Annotated in this window: 19 protein-coding genes and 2 tRNA genes; 19 read left to right on the plus strand and 2 right to left on the minus strand. The window is 60.4% G+C overall.

Annotated features, from left to right (window positions below):
* Positions 1 to 147 precede the first annotated feature (147 nt).
* From DW136_RS08640 to DW136_RS08700, 13 genes are all read left to right on the plus strand, one after another.
* Positions 148 to 492 carry a hypothetical protein gene (locus tag DW136_RS08640; RefSeq protein WP_006235302.1) on the plus strand — a complete coding sequence of 115 codons (345 nt, stop codon included), beginning with the start codon at positions 148 to 150 and terminating at the stop codon, positions 490 to 492.
* 367 nt (positions 493 to 859) lie between these two features.
* The gene (gene rpmE / locus DW136_RS08645) at positions 860 to 1,285 is read left to right on the plus strand and encodes a 50S ribosomal protein L31 (RefSeq protein WP_118289433.1); all 426 of its coding nucleotides are present in this window, start codon (positions 860 to 862) and stop codon (positions 1,283 to 1,285) included.
* 346 nt (positions 1,286 to 1,631) lie between these two features.
* Positions 1,632 to 4,439, plus strand: coding sequence for a preprotein translocase subunit SecA (secA, locus tag DW136_RS08650; protein ID WP_117583027.1), 2,808 nt, complete (start codon positions 1,632 to 1,634; stop codon positions 4,437 to 4,439).
* Positions 4,439 to 5,587, plus strand: a complete 1,149-nt coding sequence (prfB, locus tag DW136_RS08655; protein WP_117583026.1) for a peptide chain release factor 2 — start codon at positions 4,439 to 4,441, stop codon at positions 5,585 to 5,587. Before secA ends, prfB begins: the two co-directional genes overlap by 1 nt.
* A gap of 130 nt (positions 5,588 to 5,717) precedes the next feature.
* On the plus strand, positions 5,718 to 6,608 hold the full coding sequence (locus DW136_RS08660) for a YitT family protein (RefSeq protein WP_118289434.1): 891 nt from the start codon (positions 5,718 to 5,720) through the stop codon (positions 6,606 to 6,608).
* Positions 6,609 to 6,816: 208 nt separating this feature from the next.
* Positions 6,817 to 7,647 (plus strand): transketolase, encoded by an 831-nt coding sequence (locus DW136_RS08665; RefSeq protein WP_099432020.1) that lies wholly within the window; start codon positions 6,817 to 6,819, stop codon positions 7,645 to 7,647.
* 1 nt (position 7,648) lies between these two features.
* A complete protein-coding gene (locus DW136_RS08670; protein ID WP_117583024.1) occupies positions 7,649 to 8,590 on the plus strand; it encodes a transketolase family protein in 942 nt (313 codons plus the stop codon).
* 450 nt (positions 8,591 to 9,040) lie between these two features.
* Positions 9,041 to 10,261: a cell division ATP-binding protein FtsE gene (gene ftsE / locus DW136_RS08675; protein WP_117629495.1), complete on the plus strand. Its 1,221-nt coding sequence runs from the start codon at positions 9,041 to 9,043 to the stop codon at positions 10,259 to 10,261.
* On the plus strand, positions 10,248 to 11,168 hold the full coding sequence (ftsX, locus tag DW136_RS08680) for a permease-like cell division protein FtsX (protein ID WP_099432018.1): 921 nt from the start codon (positions 10,248 to 10,250) through the stop codon (positions 11,166 to 11,168). The genes ftsE and ftsX overlap by 14 nt, the downstream gene beginning before the upstream one ends.
* 135 nt (positions 11,169 to 11,303) lie before the next feature.
* Positions 11,304 to 13,439, plus strand: coding sequence for a ribonuclease R family protein (locus tag DW136_RS08685; RefSeq protein WP_117629496.1), 2,136 nt, complete (start codon positions 11,304 to 11,306; stop codon positions 13,437 to 13,439).
* A 177-nt stretch (positions 13,440 to 13,616) separates the two neighbouring features.
* Positions 13,617 to 14,222 (plus strand): recombinase family protein, encoded by a 606-nt coding sequence (locus DW136_RS08690; protein ID WP_117629497.1) that lies wholly within the window; start codon positions 13,617 to 13,619, stop codon positions 14,220 to 14,222.
* A gap of 104 nt (positions 14,223 to 14,326) precedes the next feature.
* On the plus strand, positions 14,327 to 14,908 hold the full coding sequence (locus tag DW136_RS08695) for a VanZ family protein (protein ID WP_158551657.1): 582 nt from the start codon (positions 14,327 to 14,329) through the stop codon (positions 14,906 to 14,908).
* Positions 14,909 to 15,030: 122 nt separating this feature from the next.
* A complete protein-coding gene (locus tag DW136_RS08700) occupies positions 15,031 to 15,390 on the plus strand; it encodes an arsenate reductase family protein (protein ID WP_117583016.1) in 360 nt (119 codons plus the stop codon).
* 72 nt (positions 15,391 to 15,462) lie between these two features.
* Here the strand turns inward: DW136_RS08700 and DW136_RS08705 are convergent, their stop codons facing one another.
* On the minus strand, positions 15,463 to 15,873 hold the full coding sequence (locus DW136_RS08705) for a hypothetical protein (protein WP_117629499.1): 411 nt from the start codon (positions 15,871 to 15,873) through the stop codon (positions 15,463 to 15,465).
* Between the two features lie 266 nt (positions 15,874 to 16,139).
* On the opposite strand from DW136_RS08705, the gene DW136_RS08710 reads away from it, so the two are divergent.
* From DW136_RS08710 to DW136_RS08735, 6 genes are all read left to right on the plus strand, one after another.
* Positions 16,140 to 16,213 (plus strand) — tRNA-Gln (locus DW136_RS08710).
* A 17-nt stretch (positions 16,214 to 16,230) separates the two neighbouring features.
* Positions 16,231 to 16,307, plus strand: a tRNA-Glu gene (locus tag DW136_RS08715).
* A gap of 97 nt (positions 16,308 to 16,404) precedes the next feature.
* Positions 16,405 to 17,322, plus strand: a complete 918-nt coding sequence (locus DW136_RS08720; RefSeq protein ID WP_117629560.1) for a hypothetical protein — start codon at positions 16,405 to 16,407, stop codon at positions 17,320 to 17,322.
* Positions 17,312 to 17,782 carry an SsrA-binding protein SmpB gene (gene smpB / locus DW136_RS08725; RefSeq protein WP_006235325.1) on the plus strand — a complete coding sequence of 157 codons (471 nt, stop codon included), beginning with the start codon at positions 17,312 to 17,314 and terminating at the stop codon, positions 17,780 to 17,782. The genes DW136_RS08720 and smpB overlap by 11 nt, the downstream gene beginning before the upstream one ends.
* 209 nt (positions 17,783 to 17,991) lie before the next feature.
* A complete protein-coding gene (locus tag DW136_RS08730) occupies positions 17,992 to 18,495 on the plus strand; it encodes a flavin reductase family protein (RefSeq protein WP_117716912.1) in 504 nt (167 codons plus the stop codon).
* An 89-nt stretch (positions 18,496 to 18,584) separates the two neighbouring features.
* Complete coding sequence (locus DW136_RS08735; RefSeq protein ID WP_055251878.1) at positions 18,585 to 18,728, plus strand: rubredoxin-like domain-containing protein; 144 nt, start codon at positions 18,585 to 18,587, stop codon at positions 18,726 to 18,728.
* 307 nt (positions 18,729 to 19,035) lie between these two features.
* On the opposite strand, the gene DW136_RS08740 is transcribed toward DW136_RS08735, so the two are convergent.
* The gene (locus DW136_RS08740; protein ID WP_117716911.1) at positions 19,036 to 20,292 is read right to left on the minus strand and encodes an Nramp family divalent metal transporter; all 1,257 of its coding nucleotides are present in this window, start codon (positions 20,290 to 20,292) and stop codon (positions 19,036 to 19,038) included.
* Positions 20,293 to 20,363: the final 71 nt, after the last annotated feature.

Here is a 20,363-nt window from a genome sequence, read left to right on the forward strand (position 1 = left end):
TCATTTCAAGCCATCTGCTCGACGACCTGGCAGACCTCACCAACTCGTTCTACTTCATCGAGGCCGGCACGCTCGTGGAAAAGATCGAGTCGTCCTCGCAGACGCTCAAGCAGGAATACCTCGATACATACGAGGGAGATGAATGACATGAAACTATTTGAACAGCTGAAGTCCAATGCGTCGCGCATGGCTGTCTACGCCATCCTCGTGGCAACGGCTTTATGCGGAATCGCGGCACCCGTCTATGCGCTCAACGGAGAGAAAGGCGATGTCGAACCCGCGTACATGGCTTCGACGGTTAAAGACCGGTACAAAGCCTTCTCTGGAGACACGTTTTACGTAGCAGAGTACGACACGACCTACCGTCAGCTTCGCTACAACAAGGGCTACGACTATCTAGGCGCAGAGGCAATCAGCTATACGTCGGGTTGGTACCGCTCCAACTATGGACACATAACCCAGTTCAAGTGTAACTACCGTGTGTACAACTAAAGCAACCGGCCGGGACGAGGGGTGACGCAAAAGCGTCGCCCCTCGTTTTTAACCATGTCAACTGAACCTAGTTCAGTTTGGTTGATTTCCGATCTCAGCCGAACACATTGAGCGGAAAGGCCGTTCCCGCAGTCAGTCGAACGTCCCCGGGGCCCTTCTCAGGCCCCGGGGACGGCATTTTCCCAGTTGAAGGAACGGTGGAGATGTGTTTCGATGGGTCAGATTCGTGTCGTTCCGAAAAGACCGTGAACCTTTTGTGGGACGCGCGGCGCCGTGGTACCATAGCCGAGTTTGTTGTCTTGGTCGGAAACCAAGACGCCTTATGCGCTGATCGGTAACCAGCGCCTGACCAATAAGGAGTCCTACCATGAAGCAGGGTATCCATCCCCAGTATGTCGAGTGCACGGTGACGTGCTCCTGCGGCAACACCTTCAAGACGCACGCTACCGTGTCCGAGATGAAGGTCGAGCTTTGCAACGAGTGCCACCCGTTCTACACCGGCCAGCAGAAGTTCGTCGACACCGGTGGACGCGTCCAGCGCTTCGCCGACAAGTTCGGTGGCGCCGCTGCCGCCCAGCTCAAGAAGGCTGAGGAGGCCAAGGCTGCCAAGGCCGCCAAGGCTGCTGAGGCCGAGGCTGCTCGCAAGGCCGCCGCTGAGGCTAAGGCTGCCGAGAAGGCTAAGCGTGCCGCTAAGTTTGCCGAGGAGACTGCCAAGCAGGCCGCCGAGGCTCCCGCAGAGGCTCCCGTCGAGGAGGCCGCTGCCGAGGCCGAGACCACCGAGGCTGCTGAGTAAATAGCTCGCCGCGGAATCGCTCGCATTCATGGCATAAGGGCCGTGCATCCGTTCGGGTGCGCGGCCCTTTTCTTTTTATTGGTGCAAGCTAGCTCGTCCCCATTGCACCAGATTGGTGCGAAGGGGACAGGTTGGTTTGCACCAAATGGCAGAGTGACGGCGTTTTCCCAGATAAAACCTGCCAAAATAAACCAGTCCCTTTTTGGCAGGTCGGTCGGGTCGTAGTTATTACGTGGCGGTCGAGGTCGACCGTATAGGCCGCGTCCTGTTTGGCTAAAGTACATTTATCTGTGTTTAACTCGCCCGAGGCTGCATGGCGTGGGCGATGGCCAAAAAGGAAAACCACATGGGATTCATGTCAAAGCTGCTGTCCTTTGGATCCGATAAGGACCTTAAGCGCTACTACAAGATCGTCGATCAGATCAACGGTCTTGAGCCCCAGTTTGAGAAGATGACCGAGGAAGAGCTCCGCGCCCAGACCGATAAGTTCCGTGAGCGTTACGCCAACGGCGAGTCGCTCGACGACATGCTCCCCGAGGCTTTTGCCACCGTGCGTGAGGCTTCCAAGCGCATCACGGGCATGCGTCACTTTGACGTGCAGCTCATTGGCGCCATGGCACTGCACGAGGGGCATATCGCCGAGATGAAGACCGGCGAAGGCAAGACCCTGGTCTCCACGCTGGCCGGCTACCTCAACGCTATTGCCGGCAAGGGTGTACACGTCGTTACCGTCAACGATTACCTGGCCAAGCGCGACTCCGAGTGGATGGGCCGCATCTACAAGTACCTGGGAATGACCGTCGGTCTGCTCCAGAACAACATGCCGCTCGAGCTCAAGCGTCCGGCCTACCAGGCAGACGTCACCTACGGCACCAACTCCGAGTTCGGTTTCGATTACCTGCGCGACAACATGGTCACTCGCCCCGAGCAGCGCGTGCAGCGCGGCCACCATTACGCCATCGTCGACGAGGTCGACTCCATCCTGATCGACGAGGCACGTACCCCGCTCATCATCTCGGGTGCCGGCACCAAGTCCGCCAGCACCTACAAGGATTTCGCGCGTGCCGTGCGCGGCCTTGAGCGCGGCGAGGACGTCTCGCACGACATGCTCACCGCCACCGAGGACGTAGAGCCCACGGGCGACTACGTCATGGACGAGGCCAAGCACACTATCGCCGCCACCGAGCGCGGCCTTAAGAAGATTGAGCGCCGCCTGGGTATCGATGACATCTATGCCGATCTCTCCGGTCAGCTGGTCAACCACCTGCAGCAGGCGCTGAAGGCCCAGTACATGTTCCACCGCGACAAGCAGTACGTGGTCACCAACGGCGAGGTCAAGATCGTCGACGAGTTCACCGGCCGCATCATGGAAGGCCGCCGCTACTCCGAGGGCCTGCATCAGGCCATCGAGGCCAAAGAGGGCGTGCTCGTGCGCGAGGAGAACCAGACGCTGGCCACCATCACCTTGCAGAACTACTTCCGTCTGTATGACAAGCTCTCCGGCATGACCGGTACGGCACTCACCGAGGATGCCGAGTTCCGCGAGATCTACAAGCTGCCCGTCGAGGTTATCCCCTCCAACAAGCCCGTTCAGCGTGTCGACCACGAGGACCTGGTGTACCGCACCATCCAGGCCAAGTACAACGCCGTTGCCGACGACGTCGAGCGACGTCACGCCAAGGGCCAGCCGGTCCTGGTGGGCACCGTCTCCATCGAAAGCTCCGAGAAGCTGTCGGCCGCCCTTACCAAGCGCGGTATCGCGCACGAGGTCCTCAACGCTAAGCATCACGAGCGCGAGGCTCATATCGTTGCCCAGGCCGGACGCTACGGCGCCGTGACCATCGCTACTAACATGGCCGGTCGTGGTACCGACATCCTGCTGGGTGGCAATCCCGACGAGCTGGTGCGCGAGCGCCTTGAGTACGAGGGCCTGACCATGGAGGACGTGACGCCCGAGCAGCTCGAGCAGTTTAACGCTGAGGCCAAGGAGACCTGCAAGGCCGAACGCGAGCGCGTGCTTGCCGCCGGCGGCCTGACCGTCATCGGCACCGAGCGCCATGAGTCCCGTCGTATCGACAACCAGCTGCGTGGCCGCTCCGGTCGTCAGGGCGATCCGGGCGAGACTCAGTTCTACCTGTCGCTCGAGGACGACCTCATGCGCCTGTTCGGCGGCGACAAGATGGACCGCGTTTCCAAGATGATGGTTACCGCCGACATGGGCGACGACATGCCCATCCAGCACAAGATCATCTCCAAGGCCGTCGAGAACGCCCAGCACAAGGTCGAGAGCATCAACTTCTCCATGCGCAAGAGCGTTCTTGAGTACGACGACGTCATGAACAAGCAGCGCCAGGTCATCTACGCCGAGCGCAACAAGATTCTGGACGGCAAGGACCTGACCGATCACATCACCGAGGTCATGCACGATACCGTGTACCGCTGTGTTCAGGAGTTCTGCACCAAGGACAGCCACGATGGCGAGCGCGATCTCGAGGGCCTGCGCAAGTGGGTCGTGGAGCTCACCGGGCATATCGACACGCCCAAGTTCCCCGACGAGGACTTCGAGGCCCTGGCTGCCGATGTCCTGGCCTACGTTGAGAAGTGCTACAACATGAAGGCCGAGCGCCTGGGTGAGGACCTCATGCGCGAGCTCAACACCCAGGTCATGCTGCGCGTCATCGATACCCGCTGGATGAACTACCTGCAGGAGATGGACTACCTCAAGACCGGTATCGGACTGCGCGGCTTTGGCCAGCGCGACCCGCTGGTCGAGTACAAGACTGAGGCTTATGGTGCCTTCCAGATGCTCGTTGACACCATGTACGAGGATTACCTGCGCACCGTTCTGCGCATCGAGATCAAGGCCGCCCCGCAGGCCGTGGAGCACAAGGAGGACCCCGCGCTCGAGGGTGCGCGCTTCTCCGGCCCCGCCGACGTCGATGGCGACAACGGCAGCTCGGTGCTGCGCAAGCAGGCACAGGTTCAGGCTCGTACGGCCGTCCAGGGAGGCCCGGCTGCTGTCAACAACGGCGGCAAGGTGACCACCTACCGCAAGTCCGAGAGCGATGACCCTTATGTCAACGTGGGCCGCAACGACCTTTGCCCCTGCGGCAGCGGCAAGAAGTTCAAGTACTGCCACGGCAGGAATCGTTAATGGCCGAGGCTTTAGAGGTAACGCCCGCCGAGCTGGACGCGTTTGCGGACCGGCTCGGCGAGGTCGAGTCGTATCTTCATTTGGACGAGAAGCGCACGCGCGTGACCGAGCTCGAGGCAAAAAGCGTGGCCCCCGGCTTTTGGGATGACGCCGACGCCGCTCGCGCCACCATGGAGGAGATCGCTCGCGCCAAGGAAGATATCGCTGCCGTGGATACCGCGCGCGGCGAGCTATCTGACGCCCGCGCGGCGCTGGAGCTTGCCGAGGAGATGGGCGACGACCCCGATGCCGCCGCATTGCGCGAGGAGGCTGCCGCTACGGCAGAACGCCTGGCCCGCGCTATCGACGAGCTCGAGCTTTCGAGCTGGTTTACCGGTGAGTTCGATCACGGCGACGCGATTGTGACCATCAAGCCCGGACAGGGTGGCCTGGAGGCACAGGACTGGACCTTCATGCTCTTTAAGATGTACATGAAGTACTGCCAGCGTCGCGGCTGGAAGGTCACCATTAACGACTGCCCCGCGGCTGAGGTCATCGGCATCGACCGTGCGACCTTTACCGTCGAGGGCAAGGACGCGTTTGGCATGCTGCGCGCCGAGGCCGGCGTTCACCGCCTGGTACGCATCAGCCCCACCGATGATAAGAAGCGCCGCCAGACCACGTTTGCCGGCGTCGAGGTCATTCCCGTGTTGCCTGACGATATCGACATCGAGATCAGTCCCGACGATATCCGCGTGGACGTGTATCACGCGAGCGGTCCGGGCGGCCAGGGCGTCAACACCACCGACTCTGCCGTACGCGTGACGCATTTTCCCAGCGGCATCGTTGTCACTTGCCAAAACGAGCGCAGCCAGATTCAAAACAAGGCCGCGTGCATGCAGATTCTCAAGGCCCGTCTGTACGAGATCGAGCTCGAGAAGCGCGCCGAGGCCCTGGATGAGATTCGCGGGCCCAAGACCACGATCGGTTTTGGCAACCAGATTCGCAGCTACGTGCTCTACCCGTATCAGATGGTCAAGGACCTGCGCACGGGCGTGGAGACCAGCAACGTCGAGGCCGTTCTCGACGATGGCGATCTGGATCCGTTTGTGATCGGCTACCATCGTTGGGCAACCGGCAACGCCGATGCGGAAGCATCGTCTGCCTAGGCACATGATTGGCTCCGGGTCGATGCAAACACTGCGCAGGGGTGGTATTTGCCCGGTGAATCGGTAGAATCGAATACAGCAAGAAGTTCAAAGCGCACTCGTTTGGGTGCGCTTTTTTGAGGGAGGCAGCATGGCATATCGTCTGGACATCAAGCGCATTCTTTCGATGAACTTCTTTCATGACTTGCCCAAGATTATGTTTGGCTGCGCCCTGGCAGCTATCGCGACAGACTTGTTTTTGATCCCCAACGGCCTTGCCGCCGGCGGCGTCACAGGCCTTGCCACCATTATTCAGGCGGTCGGCGCCTCGCATGGCATATCGCTTCCCGTCGGTATCCAGACCATCGTGATGAATGCCTTGCTGCTGCTGGTTGTTATGCGCGAGGGTGGCATGTTCTACGTGGTGCAGACGGCGACCGGTTTTGTGCTGCTGGGTTTTTTCACCGACCTGTTCGCTCCGTTTGCGGCGCCGCTGGCACATGCCGACCTGATGCTGCCCGCTATGTGGGGCGGCATTATCACGGGCATCGGGTATGGCATGGTGTTGCGCGCCGGTGCCAACACTGGCGGCTCTGACACGATCGGCCAGATCATCTCGCGCAACACATCGCTGCCGGTTGGCTCGACCGTCATGGCGATCGATGTTGCCGTGTGCGCGCTGTCGGCCCCGGTCTTTTCGGTCGAAAACGCGCTGTATGCGGGCCTTTCGATGGTCATTAGCGGCTACGTGATCGATGCCGTGGTCGACGGTGGCAACAGGCGCCGTATGGTGCTCATCATCTCGGACAAGTTTCCCGATATCGCGGCCGACATCATGTATGGCCTGGGCCGCGGCTGCACCAAGTTTAGGGCGACCGGCATGTACTCGGGTGCCGAGAAGCCGGTGATCATGGTCATTGTGAGCCGCCGCGAGCTCAACACCCTCAAAACGATCGTGCGCGAGCGCGATCCTCACGCCATTGTGACGGTCGCCGACGTTACGGAAACCTTCGGTGAGGGATTCAAGGACATTAACGCGTAGGGCCGACTGCGTTCCATCCAAAAGACGTTCACATTGATAAACCGTTTCATCAGCGGTTCTGCCTGCTCAATTGTTCAAATAATGATAAATACTCTGGTAAAGCTTCCAGTTTCCAGCATAATGAATGACGTACGTGCATCGCGGCTGTGTTGGGACTACCTTTCCGTGCCGTGCGCATCTTGTCTTAAGAGGATGAAAGGAAGGCACAATGAGCGACGAAGAGCTCAAAAAGGTTGCCAACGAGGTAAGGAAGGGCATCGTCACCGGCGTGCACGCTGCCAAGTCCGGCCATCCGGGCGGTTCGCTCGGCGCTGCCGACATCATGACCTATCTGTACTTTGAGGAAATGAACGTCGACCCGGCCGACCCCCGCAAGGCCGACCGCGATCGCTTCGTGCTTTCCAAGGGTCATTGCGCGCCTGGTCTGTACGCTGTGCTCGCCGAGCGCGGATTCTTCCCCAAGGAGGATCTCGAGACGCTGCGCCACATCGGCAGCCACCTGCAGGGTCACCCCAACATGAACGACACCCCGGGCGTCGATATGTCCACCGGTTCGCTCGGCCAGGGCATCTCCGCCGCCGTGGGCATGGCCGTTGCCGCCAAGCACTGGGGCGACGACTATCGCACCTACGCCCTGCTGGGCGACGGCGAGAGCGAGGAGGGCCAGGTTTGGGAGGCCGCCATGTTTGCCGGCAACCAGCAGCTTGACAACCTCTGCGTGATCGTCGACCACAACGGCCTGCAGATCGACGGCCCCGTCGAGGAGGTCAACGACCCCATGCCGCTCGCCGACAAGTTCCGCGCCTTCAAGTTCCACGTGGTGGAGCTCGCCGACGGCAACGATTTCGATCAGATCCGCGCCGCCTTTGCCGAGGCCCGCGCCACCAAGGGTCAGCCGACCGCCATCATCGCCGAGACCACCAAGGGCAAGGGCGTTTCCTTTATGGAGAACCAGGTGGGTTGGCACGGCAAGGCCCCCAACGATGAACAGTTTGAGCAGGCCATGGCAGAGCTCACGGCCGCCGGAGAGGAGCTCTAGGATGGCAGACGTCAAGAAAATCGCCACGCGCGTAAGCTACGGTGAGGCCCTCGTCGAGCTCGCCAACGAGCACGATGACTTTGTGGTCCTCGATGCCGACCTGGCCGCCGCCACGCAGACCGGCAAGTTTAAGGCAGCCTGCCCCGACCGCTTCTTCGATGTGGGCATTGCCGAGAGCAATCTGATGGGTGTTGCCGCCGGTATCGCGACCACCGGCCGCGTTGCTTTTGCGAGCACCTTTGCCATGTTTGCCGCTGGCCGCGCCTTTGAGCAGGTCCGCAACTCCATCGGCTATCCGCACCTTAACGTTAAGATCGGTGCCACGCACGCCGGTATCTCGGTGGGCGAGGACGGCGCCACGCACCAGTGCTGCGAGGATATCGCCCTCATGCGCGTCATCCCCGGCATGACCGTTATCGTTCCCGCCGACGACGTGGAGGCTCGTGCCGTGACGTGCGCCGCCTACGAGTGCGACGGCCCCGTGTACATGCGCTTTGCCCGTCTGGCCTCGCCGGTCATCAACGACCCCGAGACCTACAAGTTCGAGGTAGGCAAGGGCATCGTCATGCGCGAGGGCACCGACGTCACCATCATCGCCTGCGGCCTAATGGTCGGCGAGGCCCTCGAGGCCGCCGAGCAGCTCGCTGCCGAGGGCATCGATGCCGAGGTCATCAACATGCACACCATCAAGCCCATCGACGCCGACCTGATCGTCAAGAGCGCCACCAAGACCGGTCACGTCGTGACCGTCGAGGAGCACTCCGTGATCGGTGGCCTGGGCAGCGCCGTTGCCGACGTTCTGTGTGAGCAGTGCCCGACGCCGCTCAAGAAGATTGGCGTCAACGACACCTTCGGCGAGTCCGGCCCGGGTGCCGAGCTCCTGCACAAGTACGGCCTGGACGCCGCCAACATCGTGGCGACCACCAAGGAGTTCTTGGCATAAGGCAAGACGAGGCAAAGTATCGCGTCGACAACCGCAAACAAGCCAGAACAGGGGCGTCCTCAAAGAGGGCGCCCCTGTTTATGCTGAATTTAAATTAGAGTCCTGCCAAGCAAAGTTCCCATGGGGAAACGAGCCCATCCCAGCAAAGTGCAATTCAGACCCTTCCAATTTTGTATGCGCAGCATCTCAAGTTGGTGCGTCGGCCCCATAGTAGCCGCAGGCCGGGCGCAGGGTTACCTCCCAAATCTTTCCGCAGCGCAGGCCGGCGTTTGTCCGCAGCTCCGCAGGAGCAGGACAAATGCCGGCCATGCGCGAGGACGATTTGGGAGGTAACCCTGCGCCCGGCCGGTGAGACCCAAACCCCGCCATGCTTCTTATGTGCAGCAAAGCTAATGCTGCTAAAATACAAAGCGCTCATGTAGTTTAAACGCACGACGATAAGGAGCACCAGTGGGTAACCACTTCCGTACCTCCGGTGCGGGCGATGATGCCCCCAAGACGCAGACAGGCGTCCAGGGCAGTCGTTTCGCCACTCCGGATTCAGAGGGCCAGCTTGTTGCTCAGGCCCCCGCTCAGCCGGCAGATCAGGCACAGCCGGCATCCGATCCCTTTGCCTACAATCCCACCAGCGATGTCGCGCTTTCCGGCACGGCGGGTTTTGAGCCCGTTCAGGCCGTGACCGCTCGCGTGGAGCAGCCTCAGGCTGGCGCTGCCACGCCGCAGCCTACCATGGCCGGCATTCCCGACCCCATGGCCCCTGCGACACCGGCTCCTCAGCCTGCGCAGTCCGGTCTCTTTGCCGCTATTCCCGACCCCACGCAGCCTGCTGCCCCGGTGGTCGAGAGCGATCAGGCGGCCGAGGTCGCAAGCCTCGATAACGCGCTCAACAACCCCGATTTTACGTCGGTGTTTGCGCCCATCGATCCGCAGGCCAGCCGCAAGAAGATGGCCAAGCAGGCCGGTGTCGAGCCCGTCATCCTTATGGAGCATGTCACCAAGATCTATCCGGCACAGCCCAACAAGCCTGCACTCGACGACATCAACATCGAGATCTATCCGGGCGAGTTCGTCTTCCTGGTCGGTCACTCCGGCTCGGGTAAGACCACGCTGCTGTCGACGCTCAACCGCGACGTCAAGCCGACGAGCGGTCGCATCCTGGTTGCCGGTCAGGACCTCATGAAGATCAAGAACCGCAAGGTTCCGTTCCTGCGCCGCCAGATTGGCGCCGTGTTCCAGGACTTTAAGCTCCTGCCGCAAAAAACCGCCTACGAAAACGTGGCGTTTGCTCTGCAGTGCATCGGCAAGCCCAAGGGCGTCATTCGCAGCCAGGTGCCGGAGGTGCTGCGTCTGGTCGGTCTGGCCGATCAGATGGACTCGCTGCCCGACCAGCTTTCCGGTGGCGAGCAGCAGCGCGTCGCCGTCGCCCGCGCTATGGTCAACCGTCCGCCGCTGCTGATCTGCGACGAGCCCACGGGTAACCTCGACCCGGCGATCTCGCTGGGCATCATGAAGCTGCTCGAGCGTATTAACCGCACCGGCACCACCGTGATCGTCGCCACGCACGACCGCGAGATGGTCGATAGCATGCACCGTCGCGTGATCGCCCTCGAGGGCGGCCACGTTATCCGCGACCAGGAGAGGGGAGGTTACGGCAACTATGGCACCAACTAACGTGGGCTACTCCTTCAAAGAGGCAATCAGTCACTTCTTCCGTAACTGGACTACCTCGCTCGGCGCCGTCATCACGATCTTCCTTTCGCTGTTTATCATCGGCCTGTTCATCATGGGCTCCGCGATGCTGAACTCCGTGATCGGCACCGTCGAGGATCAGGTCGTCATCAACGCCTTTATTAGCGATGACGCCGACCAGGCAGATGTTCAGGCCTTTGAGGCTGAGCTCAAGACGTGGAGCAACGTCAAGTCCGTGACGTACAAGGACAAGGACGACGCGCTGGCCGAGTATACGAGCAAGATGTCGGGCAACGCCGACGCCACCATGAGCGCGCTCGATGGCCAGAACCCGCTGCCGGCTTCGTTTGCAATTGAGATGGACGATCCGTCCAAGGTCGAGAGCACGGCCCAGAAGCTCAAGAAGAACGCCGACTTCCAGAAGATCGCGGATGACGGCGACGTCAACGCGAGCGTGCTGTACGGCCAGGAGGAAGTGAGCCGCCTGTTCCAGGTGACCAACTACATCCGCATCGCCGCCGTGGTGCTCGTTGGCCTTTTGACCTTTATCGCATTCATCTTCATCAACAACACGATTCGCCTGTCCATCACGGCGCGTCGTCGTGAGATTGCGATTATGCGTCTGGTCGGCGCCAGCAACGGCTTCATTCGCGGCCCGTTTATCACCGAGGGCGTACTGCAGGCCATTTTGGGCTCGCTGCTTTCCATCGGCGTTCTGGAGCTGCTGCGCAATCTGATGATTCCGCGTTTGCAGGAGAGCATCGGCTGGATGTCGTTTGCCCTGCCGATGCAGTACTACCTGGTGACCTATGCTGCGCTGATTCTGGTCGGCGTGATTATCGGTCTCTTTGGTTCTGCCATCGCCATGCGCCGCTACCTGCGCGTGTAGGCATGCCTGGAATTCATCCCTTCCAACGGGTCGTCTCTTGCGGGGCGGCCCGTTTTTTGATCCCTAGGGGACGGCAGGAAAACGGATCATTTGGGTAGACTCTTTGGAGTTCGCAATCGATAGTTAGGAGGCGCCATGGGGCGCAATAACAAGCATAAGCGTGGAGCTCGCAATAAGCGCGGGCCGGTGCGCAGCGAACGCCGTCCGAGCCTGACCGGGCGCGTGCAGCTCCATGAGCATAGCGCCTACGTTGTAACCGAAAACGGCGACTACAAGGTCATGGGCCGCGGTAAGCGCGAGATCATGGATGGCGATACCGTAGCCGTGAGCATTAAGAACAGCCCGCACGGTGAGCGGCGCGCCGTGATCGAAGGCGTGGTTGAGCGCGCAGCCATAAGCGTGGTGGGTACGTACCAGACCGCTGGTCCGCTCGGTGTGATCGAGCCGCTCGATTCGCGCCTGAAGGCCGACTTCTTCATTCTGCCCGAGGATACCTCGGCGGATCGTCTGGGCGTCCACCCGGGTGATGCCGTTGTCGCGCGCATTTTGACCTACCCGACGCGCCTGGAATCGGGCACCGTGACGATCGAACGCCGCATTGGCGGAGATGACGCGCCCGATTTGGGCGTTCAATACGTGATGGCGCGTTACGGCTATACCGATAGCTATCCCGAGGCCGCGCTGGACGAGGCCGAGGGGCTTTCGCTCGATGTGTCCGCGGCGCTTAAGGACCCGCTCCGCCGCGATCTGCGCGACCGCTTTGTCATCACGATCGACCCGGTCGACGCGCGCGACTTTGACGATGCCATTTCGCTTGAGCGCACGCCCGAGGGTGGCTACAAGCTGGGTGTGCATATCGCTGACGTTTCTCACTATGTGGCTTGGGACGGGCATATCGATCTTGAGGCTCGCCATCGTACGACATCGGTGTATCTGGCCGATCGCGTGCTTCCCATGCTGCCCGAACGCCTGTCCTGTGACCTATGCTCGCTTCGCCCTGACGAGGACCGTCTTGCGTTTACCGTTGACATTGAGCTCGATGCGCAGGGTCGCGTGCGGCATTACGATCCGTACCCCAGCGTGATTCGCTCGCGTGTGCGTATGGACTATGACGGCGCCGAGGCGCTGCTGGTGCGTGCCGACGCGGTTGAGTATTCGGTGCTGGAAGGCGCCGCTGAGGATGTTGCGGCTGCTGAGGCCTCGCGCGAGGAGGCGCTTGAGCGCGGTCTTGCGTGCGAGGAAACTGCTCGCGGCTATAACGTCGACCTCGGCGATTTCCTTGTCGCCGCCAACGAACTCGCCGAACTTCGCCGTCGTATTCGTCGTGCCCGCGGCTCAGTCGATTTTGACACGGCCGAGATTCGCGCTCTATTGGATGAGGACGGAGTACCCGTGCAGATTGTGGCGCGCGAGCGTTCGTGTGCCACGTCGCTTATCGAGGAAGCCATGCTACTCGCCAACGAGTGCGTTGCAGAGTGGCTGGCAGACCGTGATATCGAGGCCTGCTATCGCGTGCATGAGGATCCGAGCCCCGATAGCCTGCACGGTGCCGCCGTTGCGCTGGCGCAGCTGGGCATCATCGACGATCGCCGTGCTGCCGGTATCGCCCTGGGGAGTCCCGATGAGCTACAGGCTGCAGTTGATGCTGCCGCCGGTACGGCCAACGCACCGCTCGTCAACACGCTGCTTCTGCGCAGCATGCAGCGCGCACTGTACAAGCCGCGCAACGAGGGCCACTTTGCGCTCGCCGCGCCGTGCTACTGTCACTTTACGAGTCCCATCCGTCGCTACCCCGATCTGGTGGTGCACCGCGTGCTCAAACTGCAGTTGGCCTATGAGCAGCTCGGCGGCAAGGACGCCCTGGTCCGTACACCGCGGCTGATCGGCAAGGGGCGCGAGTCGCTGCCGCGCATTCTGCCGCAGATCTGCCGCGCATGCAGCGATGCCGAGCGCGCGGCAGATGCCGCTAGCCATGCGACGCAAAAGATCAAGATTGCCCAGTACTATGAGGATCGCCTGGGCGAGCGCTATGCCGGAACGGTCTCATGGGTCAGCAGCATGGGCCTCTTTGTGCGCTTGGACCTGACGCAGGTCGAAGGCTTGGTTTCGATCAAGAGTCTGGGCAACGAGTGGTTCGAGTTCGACGAGGATGCGCTTACGCTGACGGGCGCCGACACGGGGACTCGCTATGAACTGGGCCAGCGCGTGATTATCGAGGTTTCGCGCGTCAATACCACGCGTGGGCACTTGGACTTTAAGCTTATCCATTAGCCAAATCTCGACTCATGGCGGGAGAGCGGAGGGCGGTCTTTCGGGGCCGCCCTCCGCATTTGGATCATAGCTACCTTGCCGTCCGCTCGGCCGCCCGCTTACCTGCTATTCGAGAGGTAAAACCTACCAAAATAAACCTGTCCCTTTTTGGCAGGTTTACAAGAAAGCGGGGATGAGATGGCGACGGTGTATGGTTATGCGCGGGTGAGTTCGCGCGATCAGAATCTAAATCGGCAGCTGGATGCGCTGGGCGCCTATGGCGTGGGCTCGGCGAATATTTATGCCGACCATGCGAGCGGCAAGGACTTCGATCGCCCGCGGTATCGCGAGCTGCTGCACATCCTGGGAGACGGGGACGTGCTGGTGGTGCTTTCTATCGACCGGCTTGGCCGTAATTACTCCGAGATTCTTGAGGAATGGCGACGCATTACCAAGGAGCTCGGGGTTGCCATTGTGGTGTTGGACATGCCATTGCTTGACACGCGCGCCAGGGCCAGCGGCGCGCCGGATGTGACCAATACCCTGATTGCCGATATTGTGCTACAACTGCTGAGCTACGTGGCGCAGGTGGAGCGCGAGAATATTCATCGGCGCCAGGCGGAGGGGATTGCAGCGGCGCGGGCGCGAGGGGTCCGTTTCGGTCGACCTCGCAAGCCGTGCCCTCCTCAGTTTGAGCTGGTGCGCGATAGCTATGAGGCGGGCGATATTACCCGCAGCCAGGCGGCAAAGTGCCTGGGCGTGTGCGTGGGGACGTTCGATCGCTGGATGCGCGAGGCGGGGTAGGGGTTTGCGTCGCTTTGTCGCTTCCTGTTGCGATTCAAATTTTGATACGGTGACGATGCCATTTGGGGCTACACTCGCTGATATTCAAAAAAGGAGGTAGGCCCTTGGCGCGCGTAAAACAAATAATCGGATGGACCGCGATCATTCTGTTCGCTGCAACGCTGGCGGGCATCTGGGTGCTGACGGAGCAAAATGCGGTGGAGACGTCGTTGCTGAGCGAGTCCACCGCGCGCGTGGTGGAGGGTCAGGCTACGGGCGTTCAGGCTGCCGATGTCGCGGGTGAAGCTCAGACCGAGAACGGGATGACCGGGGGCACCGATTCGGCTGCTTCGAATGTCCGGTCTGGCCGACTTGCTTCCATTCGCATGTGGGTGGGCACGAACGTCCGTCGCGTTGCCCATACCGTAGAGTTTTTCTTCGTCGGATTGTTCGCCTCGGTGGTCGTGGTTTGCTTTTCCAGGCGTCCTTGGAGCGTATGCTCCCGTTGCGTGCCCGTGTTGCTCTTTTGCGCCGTCTGCTCCGTTGGCGATCAGGTACATAAGATCTTTGTTCCCGGCAGGCATTTCGACGTTATCGATTTAGGATTCGATGCTGCGGGCTATGTCACCGCCATGCTGTTGGTATTGCTGGCAGCGGCGTTGGTGCGCTATGCGACTCGGCCGATCGGCGCCCATGCGAGGCGCTAGCCTTAAGACGAGACATCGCGACTGCCTATGCTTCGACATTGGCTACAATAACGGCTGCAATCGCGAGTGGTCGTCGATGTGCAGTTTTCCGGACACCTGTTTTCTCTAAGAAAGGAAATCCCATGACCGTACTGTTTGTTGAATATCCCAAGTGCTCGACCTGTAAGAAGGCCAAGGCATGGCTGGACGAACACGGGGTAGAGTATATCGACCGCGATATCGTTTTGGACAATCCCACGGCTGATGAGCTTGCGACCTGGATTGCTCGTTCGGGACTGCCGGTGCGGCGCTTCTTTAATTCGTCGGGCATGAAATATCGAGAGCTGGGCCTGAAGGCGCGTCTAGATGCGGGCATGACGGATCGGGAGTGCTACGAGCTGCTGGCGACCGACGGCATGCTGGTCAAGCGTCCGCTGTTGGTGGGCGACGACTTTGCGATTCCCGGCTTTAGGGAAGCAGCTTGGACCGAGGCGCTGCTGTAGCGGCTGCGGAAAGTGCGACCCGTTTTGAGCGCTCGGGGTGGGACGTGTTTTCCATCGGAGGGCTCGCTCGGCTCAATCCTTGAGCTGTGCCCATTCGTGCGGACCGTAGACCTTTACGTGCTTGTTGGGCTTGCCGCTCCAGTACTCCTCGTCCATAAAGGGCAGATATGCCTGAACACCGGGGCAGATAAAGGGAATCCGCTGCTGTTGCAGTCGCTCGCGTTGGCGCTGCTCCAGGTGCGCCTCGGATATGACAGTCGGCATACCGGACAGCTCGACGAGGCTTGCCTGGATTCGCTTAAGGTCGGGGAGTCCCGCGTGCCATGACATCCGCATGATCAAAAAGGATGCACGGCGGTATTTTGCCTGCATCACCGTGATGGCGGGGCGCAGGGTGGGATGGATTTTGTCCCGTTCGGGCCAAAGGTCAGCAGTGATCTCGAGGCCCAGGGTCTCCCATAGGTAATCAAGCTCTTCGTCCATGGCGCCTCGATATCTACGTGATCATTGATACTTCGATTGTGTTGCCTGGTGCTATCGTTTTCGCGGTAGAATCTGCCAACGGTTGACGGCTACCGCTCGCGGCGTTTTGCCCTTCGTGTGCAGCGGTCGACTTCACAGGTCCTTCACGTGTCGGCCGTATTTGACTGAATTTCAAAAAAGTCAAAATTAGGGCTTGCGTCACGGCGGGACTTCCCGTATATTTCTTTCTTGCGCAAAGGCACAGCCGAGCGCAGCGATGCAGTCATTGGGATGTCGTCTAATGGCAGGACAGCGGATTCTGGTTCCGTCAATGGGGGTTCGACTCCCTCCATCCCAGCCATTGCATTTGCTACATATGGCCCGTTCGTCTAGCGGTTTAGGACGCCGCCCTCTCAAGGCGGAGATCACCAGTTCGAATCTGGTACGGGCTACCAAAATTGAACGCCCGGGCCTCGTAAGAGACCCGGGTTTTGTGTATTGACCGATATTTAAGGCGCGCGTTGAGTCTGCCGCCCGGACCGAGGAGTTGTCATGGACCTGCCTATCAGCTTGGAAGACATCACGTATGCCGAGAACTATCTGGCGCAGGGCGACCTGGCTACGGCGACGCCGCTGCTTGAGCGTCTGGTGGAGCTCGCCGAGGAGTATATCGACGCTGAGTGCAAGACGGAGGAGAAGCGCCAGTACTTTAGCTTCGACAGCAAGTTTGAGCGCCTGGCCTATCGCCGCGTGGAGAAGGATCCGCGCGAGCTGGTGCAGGTCGAGGTTCCCTTTGACCGCCTGTACTCCGACATGGCGTTTGCCTACATTCGCCAGCAGGATTATGTGAGTGCTCGGAATGCCCTGATGCAGGCCGTGCGTTGGGATCCCATGAACTGCAACTATCGCTTGGACTTGGCCGAGCTGTTCCGCGCGCTCGAGGACAAGCAGGAGTGGGCATCGCTCTCGTTCTCGGTGCTGGAGCGCGCGAGCGACGGTAAGTGCGCCGCACGTGCCTACACCAACTTGGGTCAGTACTTCTTGGAGCCCGAGACCGAGAACATTTCGGCAGCCGTGGGCTGCGCGCGTCTGGCGCTGCGCCTGGCGCCCAATGATGCGCATACGACGCGCCTGCTCAACAAGATCCATACCACCTATCCGGATGCCGCGGACGAGAGTGACGACCATGTGATGGGTGAGCTCGCCCTGCAAGGCGTGCCGACTTCGCCTTCGGCCGAGATTGCCATCTGCCTGATCATGTGTGCGACCGATGCTGCAAGCGACGGCGACAAGCAGGAGGCGACGCGCCTGACGGTGCGCGCTCGTGATTTGGTGGGCGAGGAGGCCTGCGCGGCGATTATCAAACTGGTGCGCGAGAGCGACGCCGAGCTTAACGCCGAGCGCAAGGCAAAGCGCGAGGCTGCGGGCTCAAACGCCGACGACGTCAAGGAGGCCGGCGATGCCCAGTAAGCGCGAGCGCAAGCTCATTTCCAAGAATCGCTCGGCACATCACGAGTACTTTATCGATGAGACGTTTGAGTGCGGTATTGAGCTGAGCGGTACCGAGGTCAAGTCGATTCGCGAGCGCGCGTGCCAGATTACCGATACCTTCGCGCTGATTCGTGGTGGGGAGTGCTGGCTCGTCGGCCTGCATATCCACCCTTATAGCCATGGTGGCGTGTGGAATCGCGATCCCGACCGTCGGCGCCGTCTGCTGCTGCACCGCAAGGAGATCGACTTTCTTGACGGCAAACTTCGCAACCGCGGCTATGCGCTGGTGCCGCTGGAGCTCTACTTTAATACCGACGGCCGCGTAAAGCTGCTGCTGGGCCTAGGCCGCGGCAAGAAGCTTTACGACAAGCGCGAGGATATGGCCAAGCGCGATGTCCAGCGCGAGATCGACCGCGCCCTCAAGGAGCGCAATCGCTAGGCGTTCTGTATAAGTTGCGGTGGAATACGGACTGTTTTGCCTGTTTGAGGGGCTATTCAGTCCTTATTTCACCGCAACTGCGGGCCTCTCATCTTGCTTATACTGTTTTGACACATATGTCTCAAAGGTGGTGTCCGTTGTGGGCGCCGCCTTTTTTTGTGGGTACATACATCCATGAGGTTCCAACCCGCGTTAGGGGAGTGATTGTTATGGACAAAACTGCGTACTTTACCATGCCGAGCGGTCTGTACGTGGTGAGCGCCGCGGCAGACGGGCTGCGCGCCGGCTGCGTCATCAACACTGCGGTGCAGGTGACGTCCATGCCGCCGCGCATTTCGGTTGCCGTGAACAAGGACAACGTCACCTCGGGCGTCATCGCTTCGGCCAAAGCGTTCGCGCTGACCGTGATCGATCAGACCGCCGATATGCTCTACATCGGTAACTTTGGGTTCCGCACCAGCAGCGATTATGACAAGTTTGCCAAATACGAGGCCCGCGAGACGGCTCTGGGCATGCCCTATGTGCCCGAGCACGCGGCGGCCCTGTTTAGCTGCCATTTGATCGACACTGTGGATGTTGGCACGCATCTACTGTTTATCGGCGAGGTCGAGGATGCCGAGCGCTTGAGTGACGAGACGCCGCTCACCTACGATTACTACCATAAGGTCCTGAAGGGCAAGACGCCTCCGAAGGCGTCCTCGTATCAAGGCTAGAAATGTTTTAAAAATACTTGCATTATATTATTGAGAATCTATACTGATAAATGAAGTACATCACCAGTCGCGTTTGAGAGGAGAACATCATGGCTGAGGAGAAGAAGACGTATAAGTTCGTGTGCGTCGTTTGCGGTTACGAGGTTGAGGTCGATACGCCCGAGCTGCCCGAGGATTATGTGTGCCCGGTGTGCGGCGTCGGTCCCGATCAGTTTGAGCTCGTCGAGGAGTAGCTCGCAGACACACGGCGAAAGCCGAACATAGCTCTGTTCAAGGGCCTCGGTCGAATTCTCGGCCGGGGCCCTTTTCCTCCGCCCCCAAGGGATCACGGTTGCTGTTGGCCGATCCTGTCTGTTGTGAGTCCGGCCGACCTTTTGTCTCAATCTGTAACATCTAACGGTGGAAATTGGGCCCACTTGTTACATATCGAGACAAACCAAAACCGTCCGGCAGAAGATCTCAATCTGTAACATCTAGACATCGAAAGCGGGTCTAGATGTTACAGATCGAGACGTTTGCCTGAGTAGGTGCCCCGCCCCATTACATCCCTGTCAACAACACGACATCGAGAATCGTCACGATGGCACCGATCCCTACGAGCAGCGCGTTGAGTGGACGCGAATTGGCGTATTTGCCCATGACGCGGGGTGAACTGGTGAGCCGTATGAGCACAAAGACCGTAATCGGTAGCTGAAGCGACAGCAGTGCCTGACTCCAGATGAGACCTTCAAAAGGATTTGGGACGACCAGGCACGCCGTCACTGCGCCGACGAAACAGGCCGCCACCCCGATCGAGGAATGTCGGTCGTGGATATCGTATTCCTCGTCGAACATGCCCGCAGTGATGGTCCCCGCCGCCATGCCCGCTGTCACGCTGCTCGATAGTCCCGCGAACAGCAGCGCTACCGCAAAGATGGTCGAGCTCGCCGGGCCCAGAATGGGGGAGAGCGTGGCCGCTGCGACGGCGAGGTCGTCTACGACCATGCCGTGCGCAAAGAAGGTCGTTGCGGCCAGGATGACCATGGCCGAGTTGATTGCCCAGCCCACGCCCATCGAAAAGAGCGTGTCGAAGAGCTCGTAGCGCAGACGCTCTTCGATAACCTGCTCGCCTTGGCCTTCGAAGTGCATGGATTGGATGACCTCGGAGTGCAGAAAAAGGTTGTGTGGCATAACGACCGCACCCAGGACACTCACGATAATCGCGGCAGAGCCAGTGGGCATACTGGGCGTGATCCAGCTTGCGGCGGCTTGCGGCCAGTCGACCTTGACTAGTGCAAGCTCGGCCAAAAACGAGAGTCCTACCACGCCTACGAAGGCGATGATCCAGCGTTCGGCTCGCTTGTAGGAGTTCGTCATGAGCATCGCCATCGATACTGCCGCCACGATGACGCAGCCCGCACGCACGGGCAGCCCAAAGAGCATTTGAAGGGCAATCGCGCCGCCCAGGACTTCGGCCATGGCGGTGGCGATGGTCGCGAGATAGGCGCTGCCGAGCACCGCGCGTCCCACGATGCGGGGGAGAAAGCGGGTCGTGGCCTCGGCAAGGCAGGCGCCCGTGGCGATGCCCAAGTGCGCCGCGTTGTGCTGCAGCACGATGAGCATAATCGTGGACAGCGTGACGATCCACAGCAGCGCGTAGCCAAACTGCGAGCCCGCGGCCATATTGGAGGCCCAGTTGCCCGGGTCGATAAAGCCGACGGTCACGAGCAGCCCGGGGCCGATATGCCGCGCAATGTCTAGGCCTCCGTGACCACCGGTGCGTCGGGAGCCAAAGTGCTGTTTGAGATGGTTGAGCATGGTGCGCTCCTGCGTATGGGCGGCGTGACGTCGCATCTGGGTCGTGCGGCGCCACGCGTCGGATTTGGGTT

This window comes from Collinsella sp. AM12-1, assembly GCF_003472325.1.
GTDB lineage: Bacteria > Actinomycetota > Coriobacteriia > Coriobacteriales > Coriobacteriaceae > Collinsella.

Excerpts from the sequence above, each read along its gene's own strand:
- DW136_RS08640 (WP_006235302.1), top strand. The coding sequence starts at position 148 with ATGAAACTATTTGAACAGCTGAAGTCCAATGCGTCGCGCATGGCTGTC.
- rpmE (WP_118289433.1), top strand. The coding sequence starts at position 860 with ATGAAGCAGGGTATCCATCCCCAGTATGTCGAGTGCACGGTGACGTGC.
- secA (WP_117583027.1), top strand. The coding sequence starts at position 1,632 with ATGGGATTCATGTCAAAGCTGCTGTCCTTTGGATCCGATAAGGACCTT.
- prfB (WP_117583026.1), top strand. The coding sequence starts at position 4,439 with ATGGCCGAGGCTTTAGAGGTAACGCCCGCCGAGCTGGACGCGTTTGCG.
- DW136_RS08660 (WP_118289434.1), top strand. The coding sequence starts at position 5,718 with ATGGCATATCGTCTGGACATCAAGCGCATTCTTTCGATGAACTTCTTT.
- DW136_RS08665 (WP_099432020.1), top strand. The coding sequence starts at position 6,817 with ATGAGCGACGAAGAGCTCAAAAAGGTTGCCAACGAGGTAAGGAAGGGC.
- DW136_RS08670 (WP_117583024.1), top strand. The coding sequence starts at position 7,649 with ATGGCAGACGTCAAGAAAATCGCCACGCGCGTAAGCTACGGTGAGGCC.
- ftsX (WP_099432018.1), top strand. The coding sequence starts at position 10,248 with ATGGCACCAACTAACGTGGGCTACTCCTTCAAAGAGGCAATCAGTCAC.
- DW136_RS08685 (WP_117629496.1), top strand. The coding sequence starts at position 11,304 with ATGGGGCGCAATAACAAGCATAAGCGTGGAGCTCGCAATAAGCGCGGG.
- DW136_RS08690 (WP_117629497.1), top strand. The coding sequence starts at position 13,617 with ATGGCGACGGTGTATGGTTATGCGCGGGTGAGTTCGCGCGATCAGAAT.
- DW136_RS08700 (WP_117583016.1), top strand. The coding sequence starts at position 15,031 with ATGACCGTACTGTTTGTTGAATATCCCAAGTGCTCGACCTGTAAGAAG.
- DW136_RS08705 (WP_117629499.1), bottom strand. The coding sequence starts at position 15,873 with ATGGACGAAGAGCTTGATTACCTATGGGAGACCCTGGGCCTCGAGATC.
- DW136_RS08720 (WP_117629560.1), top strand. The coding sequence starts at position 16,405 with ATGGACCTGCCTATCAGCTTGGAAGACATCACGTATGCCGAGAACTAT.
- smpB (WP_006235325.1), top strand. The coding sequence starts at position 17,312 with ATGCCCAGTAAGCGCGAGCGCAAGCTCATTTCCAAGAATCGCTCGGCA.
- DW136_RS08730 (WP_117716912.1), top strand. The coding sequence starts at position 17,992 with ATGGACAAAACTGCGTACTTTACCATGCCGAGCGGTCTGTACGTGGTG.
- DW136_RS08735 (WP_055251878.1), top strand. The coding sequence starts at position 18,585 with ATGGCTGAGGAGAAGAAGACGTATAAGTTCGTGTGCGTCGTTTGCGGT.
- DW136_RS08740 (WP_117716911.1), bottom strand. The coding sequence starts at position 20,292 with ATGCTCAACCATCTCAAACAGCACTTTGGCTCCCGACGCACCGGTGGT.